Origin of the sequence: Citricoccus sp. NR2 (assembly GCF_027594385.1) — a bacterium.
GTDB lineage: Bacteria > Actinomycetota > Actinomycetes > Actinomycetales > Micrococcaceae > CmP2.
Genome location: NZ_CP115154.1, coordinates 349147 through 367640 on the forward strand (window position 1 = coordinate 349147; position 18494 = coordinate 367640).

The following is an 18494-nucleotide window of genomic DNA, read 5'->3' on the forward strand; positions in this document are numbered from 1 at the left end:
CCATGTCTTCCATCAACACCCCCACCGCCGCACGCACCAGCCTGCCCACCGGTGAGGACATCGTCCAGTCCCTGCCCTGGCGGTGGCGCGCCCAGGGACGGATCTTCCTCATCGGCGGACTCGGCTTCATGTTCGACGCTTGGGACGTCTCCCTCAACGGCGTGCTGATCCCGCTGCTGCGCGAGGAGTGGGCACTCACCGCCGGGCAAGCAGCCTGGATCGGCACCGCCAACCTCATCGGCATGGCCGTGGGCGCGTTCTTCTGGGGTACCGTGGCCGACCGCATCGGCCGCCGCTCGGCCTTCGCCATCACCCTGTTGGTATTCTCCATCTTCACCCTGGCCGGGGTGTTCACCGGCGACATCGTCTGGTTTGCCATCTTCCGGTTCCTCGCCGGCTTCGGTCTCGGCGGGTGCATCCCCGTCGACTATGCCCTGGTCGGCGAGTTCACCCCGCGCAAACAGCGCGGCACCGTGCTCACCGCCATGGACGGGTGGTGGCCCATCGGCGCCGCTCTGTGCGGATTCGTCTCGGCCTGGCTGGTGGCCACCTGGGGCGACTGGCGTCTGCCGCTGCTGGCCATGATTCTGCCCGCACTGCTGGTGTTCTTCGTCCGCCTCTGGGTGCCCGAGTCTCCCCTGTTCCTCCTGCGTCAGGGGCGCGACGCCGAAGCCCGCAAAGTCATCGACCAGCTCGTCCGCCAGACCGGCGCCGAGCCGCGTGAGTACGTGTTGCCCCCGGTCCCCGAAGCGCCGAGGATGACCGTGCTCGCCCTAGCCGATCAGCTGATCCGGCTGTGGCGCTATTCCTGGCGCACCACCCTGGCCATCTGGTGCCTGTTCCTCACCATCATGTTCGTCTACTACCTGGGCCTACAGTGGCTGCCGACCTTCATGATCGACGCCGGCTTCGAACGGACTCAAGCGTTCCTCACCACCGGCGGCATGGCTGCCATTGGCCTGCTCGGGGTCATCCTGGCCGCCTGGCTGGTGGAGAAGACGGGGCGCCGCTGGCTGTTGGGTGTCTCCGCCGTCGTCTCCTCCGCGCTGATCACCGCGCTGGCCGCGTTCCTGCACGTGCCCTCCGCCGTGCTCCCGCTGGTGCTGGTCTACGGGTTCGTAGTGCAGGTGGCCATCCCGGTGCTCTACGCCTACGCCTCGGAGCTCTACCCCACCGAGCTGCGCGGCTCCGGGTTCGGCTGGGCGTCCGCGGTCTCCCGCATTTCCGCGGGTGTGGGCCCGCTACTGTTCGTCACCTGGATGGTTCCGGCGCTCGGACTGACGACGTCGTTCGCTGTGGCCGGAGGCCTGGTGCTGGTGGCGGTGGTCCTCATGTTCTGCTTCGCACCGGAAACCGCCGGACGAAAACTGACCCTGACAGGAGAGTGATCGAACCTCCGATATTTCGCCCGACTTCCCCCAGAACGAGTCGAATCTGGAGGCCAGAGATTCCTGGATCGAGACGACCTGGCCGAGCCTGGATCTCGAGAACAACGAGAACCCCGCGTACACCCCTGAGCGCATCGAAAGCATCCAAGAAGAGGCCAATACTGCGCTACAGGATCAGTGTGTTCCCACGCGCCAATCCCGGATGGCGACACTGACGGTGACCCTGAGTCTCGGACTCGGCGCACTCATCTTGGCCCGACGCACCCGCTAGAGGATCGCGGCCCTGACCTAGAGAAGCGGGGCGCCACAGTGATGAACTGTGGTGCCCCGCTTTCGTGTGGGGACCGGATTCTTCCGTCAGGCTCGCCCCTCGGGGTTCTGGTCCTTGCCGGGATCCGTCTGACCGGACTGACCGTCGGTCTTCGGCTTCCAACCATCCTGGGCGCGGCGCCAGACGCTGCGCACCGGATGCTCGTCGCGTTTCGGTTTCTCCGGTTTGGGCTGCCCCGGCTTGCGGTCGAAAGCGCCGCGGCTACGGGTCAGTCGATAGTCGATACGCTCGTCGACCTGCGGACCGAAGTGCACACCGAAGTCCTTCTTCAGCATACGGCTCAGCTTCTTGTACCGGTCCTGCAACACCTGTTCCTCGCGGCGATCCTGATCCGCGCGCAGATTGCGCAATGTTGCCCAACACATCAGCAACAAGATGACGCTGAAAGGTAGCGCTGTGGCCAGCGATGCCGCCTGCAATGCTTCCAGACCACCGGCCAGCATCAGGCCGATCGCCAGCGCGCCTTCCAACGCGGCAAAGAGAATGCGCGACCAGGTCGGCGGGTTCGGATGACCACCTGAGGCGAGCATGTCGATCACCAGGGAACCGGAGTCCGAGGAGGTGATGAAGAAGATCGCCACCAGGATGATCGCCAGGAACGAGAAGATCGTCCCCAGTGGCAGTCCACCCAAAACATCGAAGAGCGACATGTCTGCGGCGAAGTCTGCCGGGTCCTCGGGCACCAGGTCGCCGTCCCCGTAGAGCTGGCGATGAATACCGGTACCACCCAGCACGGCGAACCAGATGAAGCCGACGATGGAGGGCACCAGCAGCACACCGGTGATGAATTCCCGCACGGTGCGCCCGCGGGAGATGCGGGCAATGAAGATACCGACGAAGGGGGCCCACGAGATCCACCAGCCCCAGTAGAACAGCGTCCACGACGAGGCCCAGGTGTTGCCTTCCTCGCCGGTGTAGGCGGCGACGTCGAAGGTCATGTCCATGAAGTTCGCCAGGTAGGCGCCCAGCGACTCGATGAGGTTCTGGAACAGGAACAGCGTCGGACCCAGCATCAGCACGGAGATCAGCAGAATGCCGGCCATCGAGAGGTTGATGTTGGACAGCCACTTCATGCCTCGTCCCACGCCCGAGACCACCGAAACGGTGGCGACGAAGGTGATGACGACGATGAGGATCACCAGCAGCAGGTTGTCGGCTTCGTCGACGATGCCGATCGAGGTCAAACCGGAGCCGATCTGCTGCACGCCCAGCCCCAGTGAGGTGGCCACACCGAAGATGGTGCCGAAGATCGCCAATACGTCGATGACGTCGCCGGCCCAGCCCTTGACCTTGTCGCCGAGCAGCGGCTCGAAGACCCAGCGGATAGACACTGGACGTCCACGACGGTGGATCGTGTAGGCCACCGCGAGACCAATGACGGCGTAGATCGCCCAGGGGTGCAGGCCCCAGTGAACGAAGGTCTGAGCCATCGCCAGCTTGGCCAGATCCGCTTCGTCGCCTTCCCAGCCCGGCTTCGGGTCAATGGTGGCGTAGGTCAGCGGTTCGCCGACACCATAGAAGACGAGGCCGATGCCCATGCCGGCAGCGAAGAGCATGCAGAACCAGGTCAGCACGCTGAATTCCGGGCGGTCGTCGTCTCGTCCCAGGCGGATCTTGCCGTATTTGGAGAAACAGATGAACAGCGAGAACCCGATGAAGAAGGCGATGGCCAGCACGTAGTACCAGCCCAGGTGCTCGACGATCCAGCCCTGGATTCCCTGCAGGACGTTGTCGGTGGCTTCGGGCAGGAACATTCCGGCCAGGGCGATCGCCAGCACGCTGATCATGGCGGGCCAGAACACTCGCGGGGTGATGTTGCCCTTGCCCAGCTTCACGCCCTGACGGCGCAGCTTCTCGGTGATCTGCTCGTCGGTGTCGTCTTCTTCGATATGCAGGTGTTCCGGCAGCTCTGCTACCAGGGTGTCGGTCGCGACGGCGCTCGTGTCTTCGACGCCGGAAGATTCTGTCCCACCGGGGTTTTCTGTTGACTCGCTGTCGCCCGGTGGGGACTCGACAGGGTCCTTGGATTCGTACTCAGATGTGCTCATACTTCTCTTCTTTTCGGTCGATATCGCATTCGCGCTTCAGCCAACGAATCGTTGCCACAAGAATTCAACACTACGTAATCATTCAAACAGCATCAAAGCGACCTGTCATTCTTCCCATTCTGTAACCCCTTCCCTGTCAGACTCGACTTGCACATAGCGAGTGATAGGCGTAAGGTTTTTCAGTTCCCCTCCCATACTTCTCGTCTCTTGAGGTGCACTGTGTCTTCTTCCGCCGAATCCCGCTCGGTTCAGGCCGAGGCGTCCGCCCTGCCGGCGGGCGTCAGCCGGCTGATCTCGCTGCTGGTGGCTGCGGCCTTCGTCGTCATCCTCAACGAGACGATCATGTCGGTGGCGCTGCCCGACCTGATGAATGAATTCGACGTGCCCGCTGCGACCGCGCAGTGGTTGACCACGGCGTTCATGCTGACGATGGCCGTCGTCATCCCGATCACGGGTTGGCTACTGACCCGGATGAACCTGCGCACCGTATTCATCATCGCGATGTCGACCTTCACGGCCGGCACCGCCATCGCGGCCGCCGCTGGCGCTTTCGAGATGCTGGTGGCCGGGCGCGTGGTGCAGGCGATTGGTACCGCCATCATGATGCCGTTGCTGATGACCACGGTGCTCAATGTGGTGCCCGCGAGTCGACGGGGTCGCACCATGGGTGTCATCTCGATCGTTATCGCCGTCGCTCCGGCCATCGGCCCGACGGTCGGCGGTGTGGTGCTGGATGCCCTGACCTGGCGCTGGATGTTCCTGCTCGTGCTGCCCATCGCCGTGCTGGCGCTGGTGTTGGGCGGAATGATGATCCGCAACGTCACCGACACGAAGCAGGTGCCGCTGGATCTGCTGTCCGTGGTGCTTTCCGCAGTGGGCTTCTCCGGTCTGATCTACGGGCTGTCCTCCATTGGCGAGGCGGCCACGGGTCACGCGGTGGTCGCCCCCTGGATCCCGGTGGTGATCGGTGCCGTGGCGTTGCTGGTGTTCACCCTGCGCCAGCTCTCGCTGAAGGACTTCGCGCTGCTGGATCTGCGGGTGTTCTCGGTGGGCACCTTCACCATGGCGCTGCTGCTGATGCTGATCTCGATGATGTCGCTGTTCGGCACCATCATCCTGCTGCCGATCTATATGCAGCAGGTGCTGGGCCACTCCACCCTGGAGTCGGGTCTGGCACTGCTGCCGGGCGGGCTGCTCATGGGCGTGCTCGGCTGGTTCGTGGGACGCGCCTTCGACCGTATTGGCGCCCGCCCCCTCGTGATCCCCGGCGCACTCTTGGCCTCCGGCGGACTGTGGCTAATGACCCTGTTCACCGAGAATACGCAGCTGTGGATGATCGTGGGCGCACACTCGGTGCTGACCACCGGGCTGGCCCTGCTGTTCTCCCCGCTGATGACCACTGCGCTGGGCTCACTGCCGCCGCGTCTCTACCCGCACGGCTCGGCTCTGATGTCGACGCTGCAGCAGGTGGCCGCCGGTGCCGGCACCGCCCTGTTCATCACGGTCATGACGGTGGCCACCATGGTGGGCGCCGGCGCTGGCCAAGACGCCGTCACCGCTCAGATGACCGGAGTGCACAACGCGCTGGTGATCGGCGCACTGATCTCGCTGGTCACCATCGTGGGCGTGTTCTTCCTGCGCAATGGAGTGCAGACTCAGGCTCCGGCCGCCGAGGCGGACGACCTGACCGCGGCGGAAGACGGGGCAGAATCCGCCGTCGAGGTTGACTCCCCGGCGGAGGGACACCGCTCCTGACGCGGATTCGCGTCCAACACCACGGACAGCAGGCGTGAGAGCTCCGCGCGCTCGGCTTCATCGAGCACCGCGAAGAACTCTTCCGCCTGTTGCTGTCTCTGCCCCCGCACCGCTGAGTAGAGCTCATACCCGGCTTCCGTGGCAGTGACTCGGGTGGCCCGTCGATCGCGCGGATCGGGACCGCGCCGCGCCAACCCCTTGGCCTCCAACAGGTCCACCACCTCGGTCGCCGAGCGCGGTGCAATACGCAACCGCTCCGCCACCTCATTCAGACGCATCCCCTCTGGGTGATCCACCCCGGGTGCGCCCCCCGCAGCGTCTGCGTCCATCACGTCCACCGCATGGCGACCGGAACGTACCAGCGCCGCCAGCGCGCGGTACTGGTGCGGACTCAGCTCATAGGGGGCCAACTCGGCGGTCCACCGGCGGCGCAGGCGGTGATTGATCGCGTGCAGCTGGTCCGTCAACTCAGGTGTCTGGGCGGTGTCTGGCATGCCCCCAGTCTATCCGGAATTTTGCGGCATTGCCTCTTAATGAGGTAACCTCAGTAATGTACGTCGAGAAAGGGGTATCTATGTCACTCCATCAACCCCCGGCAGGCGGCCCCACCCGCGGCCCCGCCAAAATCAATCCCGACGATCGCAAGCAGCTGAAGGCACATCCCGTCTCGCTGAAGCGCATCGCCGCACTCTTCGCCCCACACAAGGGCACCATCGCCGTCGTCGTCGCGTTGATCACCGTGTCTTCGGTGGTCACCATCGCCCAGCCCTTCCTGCTGCGCGGTGTGATCGACGATGCCCTGCCCAACCAAGATGTCCCGCTGCTGCTGTGGCTGGCCGGCGCGATGATCGCCGTCGCCGCGATCACCGCTGTGGTGGGCGTCGTCCAGACCTGGATGTCCACGCAGATGGGCCAGCGCGTCATGCACACGCTGCGCTCGAAACTCTTCACCCACCTGCAGGCCCAGTCGCTGAGCTTCTTCACCCGCACCCGCTCCGGCGAGGTGCAGTCCCGGCTGATGAACGACATCGCCGGCATGCAGTCGGTGGTGACGACGACGGCGACCGGGGTGGCCACGAACCTGACCACCGCGATCGCAACTTTTGTGGCCATGTTCGCACTCTCCCCCACCCTCACCCTGATTTCCCTGGTGGTGCTGCCACCGGCGGTACTACTCTCCCGTCAGGTGGCGCTGCTGCGCCGATCCATCACCGACGAGCGCCAGAAATCACTCGCCTCACTGCATACCCAGGTGGAGGAGAGACTCAGCGTCTCCGGTGCGCGACTGGCCAAGACCCTGGGCACCACGGACCGCGACGCCGCCCGCTTCACCGAGACCTCGCAGAAGCTGATCGGCCTGGAGGTGCGCAGCCAGCTGGCCGGTCGCTGGCGGATGGCCACCATGTCCATCGTGTTCGCCGCCATTCCCGCGGTGATTTACGTGGCCGCCGGGCTGCCGGTCACCTCGGCGGGCATGACCATCGGCACCGTGGTGGCGTTCACCGCCTTGCAGGCCCAAGTGTTCCGCCCGATCATGGGGCTGTTGAATATCGGTGTGCAGTGGGTGTCCGCCATGGCGTTCTTCTCCCGGATCTTCGAGTACCTCGACCTGATCCCCGAACTCACGCCCCCGGAACACCCCGTGCAGCTCGACGCCGAAACCCTGCGCGGCGACGTCGCGTTCCGCGGGGTCACCTTCGCCTACGACACCGAAGAGACGGACGGCTCCGCCGAGCACCCCGCACCGGTACTGAACGGCATCGACCTGGCGCTGCCCGCCGGGCAAACGATCGCCGTCGTCGGAGCCACGGGGTCGGGTAAATCGACCCTGGCCGCCTTGCTGCCCCGCCTCTACGAACCGCAGTCCGGTTCTGTCACCATCGACGGCGTCTCCGTGAGTGACCTGGACCCTGATACCCTGGCCCAGCTGGTGGGAGTGGTCTCGCAGGAGACCTACCTGATCCACGCGTCCGTGCGGGAGAACCTGCTGCTGGCCCGACCCGGCGCCACCGACGCGCAGGTGTGGGAGGCACTGGAGCATGCCGCGCTGACCGAGACGATCCGCGCCCTGCCCGAAGGGCTCGACACCCTGGTCGGTGCCCGCGGCTACCGGTTCTCCGGCGGCGAGCAACAGCGCCTGGCGATTGCCCGCACCATTCTGCGCAACCCGCCGATCCTGGTGCTCGATGAGGCCACCTCCGCCCTGGACAACACCACGGAAGCCCACGTGCAGGCAGCCCTCGACCGGCTCGCGGAGCATCGCACCACCCTAATGATCGCCCACCGCCTGGACACGGTAATGACGGCGGACCGCGTGGTGGTGCTCGATCACGGTCGGATCATCGAGTCGGGTGCCCCCGCCACGCTGCTGCAGCGTGACGGCGCCTTCGCTGCCCTGGCCGCACACAGCACGGGGAACGCGAGCGAGAACACCACCGAACCTGAACTGGTTTCCTGATGAACATGGCCCCATCGGATGAGCTGAGGCACTACCTCTTTTTCGCGCAATTCTCGCCCTCAGGGCACGAAACAACCGGTGTGTTTAACGGCTTCGATCACATCCGGGTCGGCCGGATTCATCGGCTCTGAATGTTTGATAACCGCTCCGGCGTTGGTTCCATCCAGCCATTGCGCCCAGCAGTGGTCGTCAGCTCCCAACGTTCCGAATGTGGGCTCTCCTGACGCATGGGTGGATGTCTGAGCGTCACGATGGGGGCGGCACGTCGCTCCCTAGGTGAATTTTTAGCGACCAAACGTCAAAACTCCAGACAGGAACGACGCGCCTAGGATCAGCTTTTGGACACGGCTTCTCAGCGTCGAGAAGACCGTGATGGAGAACATCGCTTTCGACTATGACAACCAGATCTTGAGAGCACATGTACGCCCCGGCACCGGTGAAGTGAGAAGGTGCCCGCTCTGCCGCCGCCGGTCTACTGGCTATGCCGTGGGTGGTGGTGGTCGGCGCCGATGGCGTTCACTGGATCTTGGCACCACCATGGTCTTTCTCGAAGCCGCGGCGCCCAGAATCCGCTGTAAGAACCATGGAGTGCTTGTCGCCGTCGTTCCCTGGGCTGCTCATGGGGCAGGGCACAGCAGAGCTTTCGATGATCAGGCGGCCCGGCTGGGGACCACGTGCTCGAAGACTACAGTCACTGAACTGATGCGGATCTCCTGGCGTGGGGAGCTGCGGAAGTCCAACGACGTCTTCCGTTCAGCGACCGCGCTTTTCGGCACGGCGGAGTTCGATCGCCTACAGAGTTAATCGCCGCCTTCATCAACGTGAATAAGCACCGGTGGGGAATCGAACCGATCTGTCAGGTACTGCGCAGTCGCGCGCAGTCATCGCGGACGCTCCGTGGTCGCGGGCGACTGCTCGGATACCCACGCCGTCGGTGGGGGCGGGGAAGAGTCTGGCTCGAACGACTTCCCGGTGCGCGGTCGTCGATGACTTGCTGATGGCTTCACGGGCTTCTCGATCGATGTCGGTCGGAGTCAACGGGGCTGCTACAGCTGACATGCCGTCGTTCTATCGTTAACGGCATATTCATGTACGAGACTCAGCATTAGATGGTTGAAGTTACGGCCCGGGATCGTCAATCTACCGAAAAGTTCGGATTCGGACAGAATTTTTCCGGTGGTCTTGTGTGGGTCACACGTGATGAGTTTTCCACGGGTGCCGGTGAAGGGGGTCCGACCGCGGGATGCTCCATCTGGACGATCGCGTCTGGGCAGGATGAGGGACTCTGCTGCGCCGGTCGCCGACTGTCATCCGGACCCGTCGCTGAACGAATCGAAGTCGAAGTCGCCAACCGGCGCAATCGAGGTCGCGGTACAGTTGCGCGAGAAACTATTGCGCGATGTACCCGCCGTCAACCACCATTTCGGCACCGTTCATGAACGATGATTCGTCCGAGGCGAGGAAGAGGACGCAGTTTGAGACTTCCTCTGGCTGCGCGGCACGGTCGAGAATGGTTGTTCCGAGAAGAGCTTTCGCTCCTTCGGGGTCAGAGAGAATGTCCCTGGTCATGGCGGTGTCGATGACGCCAGGGTGGACAGAATTCACCCGGATTCCTGACTCAGCGAAGTCGACTGCCGCTGCTTTTGTCAGCGAACGGACAGCGCCTTTGGACGCTTCATAGGCCGCTGCATTCGGGGCGCCGATGATGCCATACATCGACGAGATGTTGACGATCGACGGTGCCGACGACTTCTGCATGGCGGGCCGGACAGCCTTGCAACCGAGAAATGTTCCCTTCGCATTGACGTTGATGATCTGTTCCCATTCCGCTTCCGTCGTATCCTGGAGTGATTTGAATGCCAAGATTCCGGCATTGTTGACCAGGACGTCCACTCGTCCGTGGGAGTCCACGGCGTGTTTGACGACAGCGTCCCAACCTGCAGAATCGGAAACATCGTGGTGGACGAAAGATGCCTTGCCGCCAGCTTCTTCGATGAGGTGAGCGGTTTCCAGGCCCTCCGTATCATTGACATCGGTGACGATGACGGTTGCCCCATGTTCTGCAAGCAGTTGCGCGTGTGTACGCCCCATTCCCAGCGCACCACCGGTGACGATGGCGACTTTGCCCTCGACTCTTCTGCTCATGGTTCGCCTCCCTTCTCTTACTGGCCACGCGGATTGCGGACCAGTTTCTTATTGGCGAATTCGTTGAAGCCGTAGTGCGCGAGCTCTCGGCCGAAACCGGACCTCTTGATGCCGCCGAACGGCAGATCCGGAGAGCTCTTTGACGTGCCATTAATCCAGACCATTCCGGTCTCCAGATCATCGGCAACACGATTCGCTCGGTCTGAGTCTTCGGTGTAAACACTGGCAGCGAGACCGTAGGGGGAGTCATTTGCTAAGTCGACTGCCTGGTCGTCGGTCTCAAACCGGTGGATGACCCCGACTGGCCCGAAGAGTTCTGAACTGTAGACATCCATCGTCGGGTCGACCTCGGCGAGCAGCGTGGGCCGGTAGTAGGCCCCGCTCCCCTCGACGGCACCGCCTTCCAATACAACTTGCGCACCAGCAGATACAGCCGCTCCGACCAATTCGTCGATCTCAGCGGCCGCCTGTTTAGAAGACAGCGGTCCCATCGACGTTTCCGGCTTCGTCGGGTCGGAAGGTTCGAACGTGGACATATGCTCGGTGAGCTTGGATATGAACGAGTCGTAGACGGCTGTGTGCACGATGATCCGTTTTGTAGCGGTGCACGCTTGCCCGGCGTTGAAGAGGCGATTCGCCGCAGCCGCCCGAGCGGCGGCATCAAGATCCGCGTCGTCAAAGACGATGAGCGGGTCCGAGCCACCGAGCTCGAGCACGCACTTCTTGAGATTGCGGCCTGCGACTTCGGCGACTGCGGCTCCAGCCCGCTCGGATCCAGTCAGAGAGACGCCCTGAATTCGGGGATCGGCGATGGTCTCGGCGACCTGTGCCGATGAGATGAATGCATTGATGTACACGCCTGCGGGAACGCCGGCCGACGTCAACGTCTCCTCGATCTTCTTCGCGGCCTGCGGACAATTGCGGGCGTGCTTGACGATGATCGTATTGCCCAAGGCAATGTTGGGAGCGGCGAAGCGTGCAACCTGATAGTAAGGAAAATTCCATGGCATGATTCCGATCAGCGGACCGATGGGCTCGGTACGTACCACCGCGGTCCCTGGTCCGGATATCTCCAGCTGCTCGTCCGCGAGGAACACATCCAGATTGTCGGCGTAGTACTGATAGATCTGAGCAGACAGCTCCACCTCGCCGCGAGCCTGGATGATGGGTTTGCCCATTTCGAGAGTGAGGATCTCGGCTAACTCACTCGCATTGTCTCGATATTTCTGCGCCACGCTGGCGAGGATCGACCGCCGTTCTTCCGTCGGCACGGCGCGCCATGATCGGAAGGCCGTTGCGCTCGACGCGATGACCTCTTGTAGCGCAGTATCCGAGATCTCATCGAAGACGGCGAGCGTTTGCCCTGTCGATGGATTGATGGTGCTGTACACAGCCACTTTGATACCCTTCCTGGTCAGTGCCATTTTCTTGATTGAGACCACACCCAAAGTGTGATGAGAGCCACGTGCGTTGCGACCTGAAACAGTTGACGACCAATTCGGCACACGGTGGTTGAACTCGTCGACGTGCAGCGCACGATCAGTTCGGGCTGAGAACGATTCGCCCGCGTACTCTTCCTGTTCGAATGTCGTCGAGACCGGAGTTGACACCTTCAGCACTCAGTAGCCTCGGGGTGATCGGAATCTTCGGCAGATCACTGCTCTTCGCCAATTCGACGACTTCATTCAGTTCTCTGAGATTGCCCACGTAGTTGCCCCGAATGGTGATGGCTTTGAGCGCCGTGACGGCGGTCGGCATGACGAACTCTCCGCCGAACAGGCCGACGAGGACGCAGACGCCGCCCTTGGCTAGGGAGTCATATCCCAGCGTCACCGTTTCGCCGGTGTTGACGAAGTCGATGACCGCACCCACCGGGCCGCCGGCCTCTTCTTTGAGTTTTGCCGGCCCTCCTCCATCAGAGGTGTTCACAACTGAAGTGGCACCGAGCGTTTGCGCGGCGCGGAGGTTCTCTCCGCTGACATCGACAGCTGCGATCTTCCGATGACCAAGCGCACTGAGCATTGCGATCGCCATCATGCCAACCCCACCAGCGCCGATAACAGCGATGGTCTCGTCAGGAGAAACATGCTCCCGAGCTTTTCGTGCGGCCGAGTACGAGGTGACTCCGGAGCAGCCGAGGGTCGCTGCCCATGCGGGATCAAGACCGGTGATGTCGACAAGGTACTTCTCGTGCGGAACGAGAATCTCCTCGGCAAATCCGCCGGGGCGGAAGATTCCGAGCGCCTGACTCTTGTCACAATAGTTCTCTCGATCTGCCAGACATCGGCCACATTCTCCACAGCCGATCCAAGGGAAGACCAGCCTGGATTTCCCTTTCAGACTGTCGTCGGCGGCATCGCCAACCGCGATGACCTCGCCCACCGTTTCGTGTCCCATCACCGCCGGAAGAGTCAGTCCACGGTCGGCCATGGACATGAAACCTCGGGATCCGAGGTCGTATCCTCCCGCCTGTACGTGTGTGTCTGTATGGCAGACGCCTGAGTGTGTCACTCTCAGCAGTACTTGGTGTCCCACTGGGGCGGGTGTCTCGATTTCGATCTCGGAGACCGGACTCGAGATCTCCTCAACAGCGTAGGCTTTCATCGCTTTCCTCTGATCTGTCAACCAGGCATCGTGGTGAGGTTCCTCGGTGCCTGTCGGTGTAGTCGGATCCCCGTTGCCAACGTGGCTGACCACGACGGCAACAGGGACTCGGCTATTGCTTCGGTGCGCTGTAGGGCGATGCGACGACACCGCACTTCATCAGGCGGATCGCGCGACGTCGTCGTATTCGATAGCGAACTCGCTGTATCCATGAGAAGCAACCTCGGCGAGTTTGGCGCGATAATTGCCCAGACCGCCGAGATAGAAGAGAACGGACGGCTTCTTCCCGGGAATGTTCGCCCCGAAAATCCAGGAGTCTGCTTTGGCGAAGACAGTCGCATTGGCGATCGTCGTGCACGTTTCCGTCCACTCATCGACCGATTCCTCCTTCGGCTCGACCGATGAGATCCCATGCTTCTCTGCATACCCGATCAGCTCGGTGATCCACTCCACCTGCGTCTGGATGCTGGGCACCAGATTCGTAAACGGCCCGTTGGGCCCGAGAACCATGAACCAATTCGGGAACTCTGCGGTTGCAACACCGAGGTAGCTGTCCGGGTGACCCTGCCAGCGGTCATTGATGTGTTTGCCGCCGCGCCCGCGAATATCCATCTTTCGATAGTTGCCGTCGACAGCGTCGAAGCCAGTTGCGAGGATGATGACGTCCAACTCGTGCAGCGTGCCGTCCTCTGTGACGATTCCGTTCGCGGTGGCTTTGCTGATCGGTGTTTCACGAAGCGCAACGACATCGACATTGTCCTGATTGAATGTCTGGTAGAAGCCATCATCGCAGAGCGGGCGTCGTGCATAGAGGTCGTGAGGAGTCAGCTTGCGCGCTTTCTCCGGATCAGTGACCGTCTCCGCGATCTTCGAACGAATGAATGCGGCCGCAGCTTCATTGGATGCTTCGTCGACGGCCAGATCGGAGAACGTGCCGAACATGAAGTAGAATCCGTTGCCGCGCTCCCACGCCGATTGGAACACACGTTGCTGTTCTTCTTTGGACACCGATGATGCTGGGATCGTCGATTCCTCGAAGCCGAAGGCGACACCGGAGCTGTAGACCTGATCCCAGATCGCATCGAAATTGCGTTTCGTCTCCGCAAGCTCAGCTTCAGACACGGGACGCTTACCCACAGGGACCGAATACTGGGGCGTGCGAATGAAGTGGGTGAGGTGGCCCGCCACCTTGCCGAGCGCAGTGACAACCTGGGTTCCCGTCGATCCTGAGCCGATGACTCCGACTCGCTTGCCCGAGAGATCGATCCCCTCCGGCCAAGCACCGGTGTGAAGCAGGTCGCCGTTGAAATCATCGAGACCAGGGATATCGGGTGTGTTGATCTTTGACAGGAGGCCGACGGCATTGACGATGTATTTCGCGCGGTAGACGGTTCCAGAGTCTGTGGTCACTGTCCAGCGACTGTCGTTCTCATCATAGACCGCAGATGTCGCTTCGGAACCGAAGGTGAAATGGCGGCGCAGATCGTACTTGTCGATCACTCGATTGATGTAGTCGAGGATCTCCGGTTGGGTCAGGTACGACTCAGCCCACGTGTCTTCCTGGAGCAGCTCCGAGTCGAATGAGAACCTATAGACGAAGCTCTCGGTATCCGACAGTGCGCCGGGGTATCTGTTCCAATACCAGGTTCCGCCGGGGCCGTCTGCCTTCTCGATGCCGACGACAGACATGTTCATTTCGTTGGCAAGGCGGTGGACGGCGTAGATTCCGCCGAATCCTGCACCGATAACAACAGCATCTACTTCTCTGGGGGCGGGACGGTTGGAGTCGGATGACAATTCAGACATGGTCTGGCCTTCTTTCGAGTCATTGAGGTGGGAGCATCATCGGCCGGTTGCCTACGGGCATCTCCGAGTCAGATGACTGCTTGAGAGTGACGATGGAGGGAGATCAGACAGAGTCGATCAGGCTGACGCGTACCACGTGCTGATGCGGGCGATCTCCTCGTCGGCGACGTCATTGCGACCGGCGGCGATCGGGTAGACGTGCTGCTGGTTTTCTGCGATCGACACCGTCACATCGACACCAGCTTGTTCTGCACGGTCAGCGAAGCGTGTTGCGTTATCGACGAGAGATTCGATGCTTCCTGCCGTGATGTAGATGCGCGGGAAGCCTGTGAGGTCGGCGTAGAGAGGGTTGGCCAGGGGAGTCTTCGGGTCGGTGGACTCTCCGAGGACACCGGCGATCATTCCTTCGAGGAGTTCAGGCGTGATCAGAGCATCCGTGTCATTGTTCGTGCTCAGAGTCTCTCCTAGGTTCTCCATGTCCAGCCATGGGGAGAAAGCGATGACGTTTCCGGGGAGCTGTGCACCCTTCTCCTTGAGCGCCAACGGAATGGAAATGGCAAGATTGCCGCCTGCTGAGTCGCCGATGGTGGAGATGTTCTCAGGCTTGATGTGGGCGGCCACAAGCCCCTCGAATGCTGCAACTCCATCTTCGACCTGTGCGGGATGTGGGTGCTCCGGAGCTCGACGATAGTCCAAGACGAAGCTGGTGACTCCGAGTGCCTTGGCGACGTGGCCGGCCAGCTTGCGGTGACTTGAGGCGGATCCGACTGCGAAACCACCGCCGTGGGTGTAGAGAAGGACGCGGGACTGGTCGGCGTCTGCCGGAAGGCACCAGATGCCCTTGACACCTCCGACTGTGTCTTCCTTGTAGGTCACGTTTTCAGGCTCGGTTGTCGACTGGTGCCATTCATCGAAGAGGGATCGAAGCATCCTCATGGACATCGTCGGGTTCTCCGCCATCAGCGAATCCCACTCGGCGTAGAGATCTTTGAGGACGTCTCGTGAATCGTTGGTCGCGGCCATTGTGTGCACTCCTTTGTGTGAGGTGGTCAACCGTCTGTTGACCTGTCGGTTCGGACCTTGGGTCTTCGGTCGGCTGTGGTGCGGATGCAGGCATATCTCGTATGACCGGGCCGTCCCGAATCGAAGGTTGTGCATTCCACGCTAATTTCACGCTGAAGGGGTCGGTGTTCCAATGTGAAACATAATTGTTCTGCCGGGAGAAGGGGCAAGTAGGAAGCTGAGCCTCTATGATGGTGTGACTTGGAACACGTGAAGCAGATCAATATCGATGCCGAGGTCTCCAGACACCGACTGGAGCCTGAATTCAGATGTGGATACGAGGACGGAAGTGAAAGTCAACCCGAACGATGAAGTGAGGAAGGCGCGAGAAGATCTACTTAGGGTTGGCCTGCATGATGTGCGCCTTCCGCCAGATCTCGTGCCACCCGAGATAGAGCGGAGCTGGCGTCGATCCGCCTCCCAGAAGATACGGCCGGATGCTGAGCCCAGACTCGCAGCCGAAATCGATCCTGAGGCGACCCTGCTGCGCATGGCCCGCCCGATTCTCGATCAATGGCAGTTGAGCCTGGCCGATGCGAATATGACGATCCTTCTAGGCGATCAGGAGGGTCGAATCCTGGGGCGTCGTGGCACATCGGCTCAGTCGATGCGATTGCTCGACCGAGTGCACGCAGCTGAAGGCTTTGACTTCTCCGAGAACAGCCTGGGGACCAACGGTTTGGGCACGCCTGTGGAGTCTCAAGACGCTGTCTATGTACAAGGTTCTGCCCATTTCAATGAGTCGCTGTCCAACCTCACCTGCGCGGGTGCTCCATTGCGGCATCCACTTACCGGCCGGATAGTGGGCTCGATATCGTTGGCTGCACCGTCACGATCGGCCAACCAGCTCATGCTGTCGATGACGAGGCAGCTAGCGAGACAGATCAGCGATGAGATCGAAGCGCACGCTGATTCCCATGCGCTTGAACTGGCACGGATGTACCGGCGCTGGCGGAGTTCGGGACATCATGTTGCGGTGATGAGTTCACAAATAGTCATGGCGGGTCAGGACGCTTTTCCACACATCGGAGCTGAGGAGCATGCAATTCTGTGGGACAGCATCCAGCGAAATCGATCTGAAGGTGAGTCGTTTGACGTGCAGGTCCATGGGGTTGGCACCGTGCGAGTGCTGGGCCGCGCTGGCGACGCCCACGATTCGATCTGGGCAGTCGAGTTCATATCTCCGACCGATGCGGACCGGTTCGAACGTCGTTCGCATGACCGATTGTTCGACTCTACACCCGAACTCTGTCACGAAAATGACCTTCAGATGCGGCAGAACCGAGACGCTGAACCACTGCTGGGAAAGATCGCCGGCGGTCCAGTCGAGCTAGACAGCGACCCGTATGCTTCGTTGCGCCGCGAGCTGTCTGCGAAAGCAGGCAGCAGAGGAATCATCAGGGTCGTTGGTCGGCCCGGGACGGGGCGCCGTTACCAGTCGGCCGCATGGATCGCCGGTGAGACCGGTAGATCGCCGAAGCTCATTGAGACCCTGCCCGGGCGCCAGCGAGACCGTGGAGAGGACTGTCCTGACGCGAAGAAGGCAGGCAATGCAACAGCTCTCGTCATCGAGGTCGAGAAGGCATTGGAAGAAGGGCAAAGCGTTATTGTTGCTGACGCCCATATGCTCAGCAGTAGTGACAGATCACGTCTCGTCGATGTCTGGGATAAAGCCAACAGGTACGGCGATGACAGTCGGTTCCTCTTCATGCTCGAGCTCATTGACTCTGCCGAAGAAATCAGATTCGGGGAAGCGAAATCTGTCGTACCGGTCGTCGAAGTTCCCTCGCTGGAGGAGCTGTCACCGATGATTCCGCAATTCATCAAGTCCCTGAATGAGGAAATACGTGGGGGAAACTCGAGGATGAAATTCAGCTCTGCTGCGCTCCGTGCGCTGATGGCATGGCACTGGCCGGGAAATGTCACTGAGCTCATTGAGACTCTCAGAACCGCCGATGCTGTTTCGGGTGCAGGAATCATCGAACTGGATCATCTTCCGAAGCAGATCCAACGTGCGTCCCGGTCACCGCTGAGCCGTTATGAACGGTCAGAGCGCAGTGCAATCGAGTCTGCGCTTGCAGACGCAGGAGGGAACAAGGCGCGCGCGGCCGAGTTGCTCGGTATCGGTCGGACAACTCTGTACCGAAAGCTGCGGACGCTGAAGATTGAAGCTTAGTTCTGATCAGGGTTATTCATAAGCTGTGAGGTGCCTGCGGGCATGCCGGTCAGTCCCTTGTAGTGGCCCACAATCTGTCCTATTGCTGGAGACCCTGTGAATGGAAACGGACCCCTCAATAATCGAGAGGCCCGTTTCTCTGCAGATCCAGTGCTTCACCCTGCGTAACCGTTCACAAACGCCGCGGCTGCTTCAGCCACATCTTTGAAGCGTTCTTCGCGGATCGCTTTCAAGGGCAGATCATAGTCCAACTGCTCGTTGGCTGAGGTGAGCCATGCGGATGCAATTCCGCGGGACTCTTTCTGGGCAATGTAGTTAGCCTGATCGAGCAAGAACCGCAGGCGGGCGGCAGATGCGGGTGTCGGTTTGAGCGCCCCACTGCGCCACTTGCGCACCTGCCCCGGATCCTTGACGCCAGCGCTGGAGGCGATGAGCGCGACGGGGAGAAAACCGGTCAGCGCTTCAACGACGGCGGATTCTTCGATACGCACCGAGCTGCCTCGTGATGGAGTCGGCACCATCGTCATCGCGAACCTCCTTGGCTTGTTCATATTTTTCAAGAGTACGCTGAACACCCGAATTTTGACATTCCTGTGCCTGAAAAATTACCGCTTGATGACACTCATAAACTCTACCGCTGACTCGATGACCGCGCTGATGCAGCGTGACCGCGCCTTCGTCGCCCTGGCCGCCCACAGCACCGGGAACACGAGCGAGGGAA

Annotated in this window: 12 protein-coding genes and 1 pseudogene; 5 read left to right on the forward strand and 8 right to left on the reverse strand. The window is 61.3% G+C overall.

What is annotated here, in order from left to right:
* Nucleotides 1-2: 2 nt before the first annotated feature.
* A complete protein-coding gene (locus tag O1A05_RS01650; RefSeq protein WP_270106366.1) occupies nt 3-1388 on the forward strand; it encodes an MFS transporter in 1386 nt (461 codons plus the stop codon).
* 357 nt (nt 1389-1745) lie between these two features.
* Here O1A05_RS01650 and O1A05_RS01655 read toward each other — a convergent pair whose 3' ends face one another.
* On the reverse strand, nt 1746-3767 hold the full coding sequence (locus O1A05_RS01655; RefSeq protein WP_270106367.1) for a BCCT family transporter: 2022 nt from the start codon (nt 3765-3767) through the stop codon (nt 1746-1748).
* A gap of 219 nt (nt 3768-3986) precedes the next feature.
* Here O1A05_RS01655 and O1A05_RS01660 point away from each other — a divergent pair, with 219 nt between their 5' ends.
* Complete coding sequence (locus O1A05_RS01660) at nt 3987-5522, forward strand: MDR family MFS transporter (protein ID WP_270106368.1); 1536 nt, start codon at nt 3987-3989, stop codon at nt 5520-5522.
* On the opposite strand, the gene O1A05_RS01665 is transcribed toward O1A05_RS01660, so the two are convergent.
* The gene (locus O1A05_RS01665; RefSeq protein WP_270106369.1) at nt 5423-6016 is read right to left on the reverse strand and encodes a MarR family winged helix-turn-helix transcriptional regulator; all 594 of its coding nucleotides are present in this window, start codon (nt 6014-6016) and stop codon (nt 5423-5425) included. The genes O1A05_RS01660 and O1A05_RS01665 overlap by 100 nt on opposite strands.
* Before the next feature lie 80 nt (nt 6017-6096).
* On the opposite strand from O1A05_RS01665, the gene O1A05_RS01670 reads away from it, so the two are divergent.
* The gene (locus tag O1A05_RS01670) at nt 6097-7980 is read left to right on the forward strand and encodes an ABC transporter ATP-binding protein (protein ID WP_270106370.1); all 1884 of its coding nucleotides are present in this window, start codon (nt 6097-6099) and stop codon (nt 7978-7980) included.
* A 372-nt stretch (nt 7981-8352) separates the two neighbouring features.
* Nucleotides 8353-8700 (forward strand): annotated as a pseudogene (locus tag O1A05_RS01675) (transposase family protein); the annotation flags it as partial.
* A gap of 669 nt (nt 8701-9369) precedes the next feature.
* Here the strand turns inward: O1A05_RS01675 and O1A05_RS01680 are convergent.
* From O1A05_RS01680 to O1A05_RS01700, 5 genes are all read right to left on the reverse strand, one after another.
* Nucleotides 9370-10071 carry an SDR family NAD(P)-dependent oxidoreductase gene (locus tag O1A05_RS01680; RefSeq protein ID WP_270106371.1) on the reverse strand — a complete coding sequence of 234 codons (702 nt, stop codon included), beginning with the start codon at nt 10069-10071 and terminating at the stop codon, nt 9370-9372.
* 71 nt (nt 10072-10142) lie between these two features.
* Nucleotides 10143-11744 (reverse strand): NAD-dependent succinate-semialdehyde dehydrogenase, encoded by a 1602-nt coding sequence (locus tag O1A05_RS01685; protein WP_333481997.1) that lies wholly within the window; start codon nt 11742-11744, stop codon nt 10143-10145.
* Complete coding sequence (locus tag O1A05_RS01690; protein ID WP_270106372.1) at nt 11665-12729, reverse strand: alcohol dehydrogenase; 1065 nt, start codon at nt 12727-12729, stop codon at nt 11665-11667. The genes O1A05_RS01685 and O1A05_RS01690 overlap by 80 nt, the downstream gene beginning before the upstream one ends.
* Before the next feature lie 159 nt (nt 12730-12888).
* Nucleotides 12889-14535, reverse strand: coding sequence for a flavin-containing monooxygenase (locus tag O1A05_RS01695; RefSeq protein WP_270106373.1), 1647 nt, complete (start codon nt 14533-14535; stop codon nt 12889-12891).
* A 117-nt stretch (nt 14536-14652) separates the two neighbouring features.
* Nucleotides 14653-15558 carry an alpha/beta hydrolase gene (locus O1A05_RS01700; protein WP_270106374.1) on the reverse strand — a complete coding sequence of 302 codons (906 nt, stop codon included), beginning with the start codon at nt 15556-15558 and terminating at the stop codon, nt 14653-14655.
* 328 nt (nt 15559-15886) lie between these two features.
* Here O1A05_RS01700 and O1A05_RS01705 point away from each other — a divergent pair, with 328 nt between their 5' ends.
* Nucleotides 15887-17773 (forward strand): helix-turn-helix domain-containing protein, encoded by a 1887-nt coding sequence (locus O1A05_RS01705; protein ID WP_270106375.1) that lies wholly within the window; start codon nt 15887-15889, stop codon nt 17771-17773.
* A gap of 155 nt (nt 17774-17928) precedes the next feature.
* On the opposite strand, the gene O1A05_RS01710 is transcribed toward O1A05_RS01705, so the two are convergent.
* The gene (locus O1A05_RS01710) at nt 17929-18300 is read right to left on the reverse strand and encodes a hypothetical protein (RefSeq protein WP_270106376.1); all 372 of its coding nucleotides are present in this window, start codon (nt 18298-18300) and stop codon (nt 17929-17931) included.
* Between the last annotated feature and the right edge of the window lie 194 nt (nt 18301-18494).

Bases quoted from the DNA above. Each gene is read 5' to 3' on its own strand.
- O1A05_RS01680 (WP_270106371.1), bottom strand. From the start codon at position 10,071: ATGGGGCGTACACACGCGCAACTGCTTGCAGAACATGGGGCAACCGTC.
- O1A05_RS01690 (WP_270106372.1), bottom strand. From the start codon at position 12,729: ATGAAAGCCTACGCTGTTGAGGAGATCTCGAGTCCGGTCTCCGAGATC.
- O1A05_RS01650 (WP_270106366.1), top strand. From the start codon at position 3: ATGTCTTCCATCAACACCCCCACCGCCGCACGCACCAGCCTGCCCACC.
- O1A05_RS01710 (WP_270106376.1), bottom strand. From the start codon at position 18,300: ATGACGATGGTGCCGACTCCATCACGAGGCAGCTCGGTGCGTATCGAA.
- O1A05_RS01655 (WP_270106367.1), bottom strand. From the start codon at position 3,767: ATGAGCACATCTGAGTACGAATCCAAGGACCCTGTCGAGTCCCCACCG.
- O1A05_RS01665 (WP_270106369.1), bottom strand. From the start codon at position 6,016: ATGCCAGACACCGCCCAGACACCTGAGTTGACGGACCAGCTGCACGCG.
- O1A05_RS01695 (WP_270106373.1), bottom strand. From the start codon at position 14,535: ATGTCTGAATTGTCATCCGACTCCAACCGTCCCGCCCCCAGAGAAGTA.
- O1A05_RS01670 (WP_270106370.1), top strand. From the start codon at position 6,097: ATGTCACTCCATCAACCCCCGGCAGGCGGCCCCACCCGCGGCCCCGCC.
- O1A05_RS01700 (WP_270106374.1), bottom strand. From the start codon at position 15,558: ATGGCCGCGACCAACGATTCACGAGACGTCCTCAAAGATCTCTACGCC.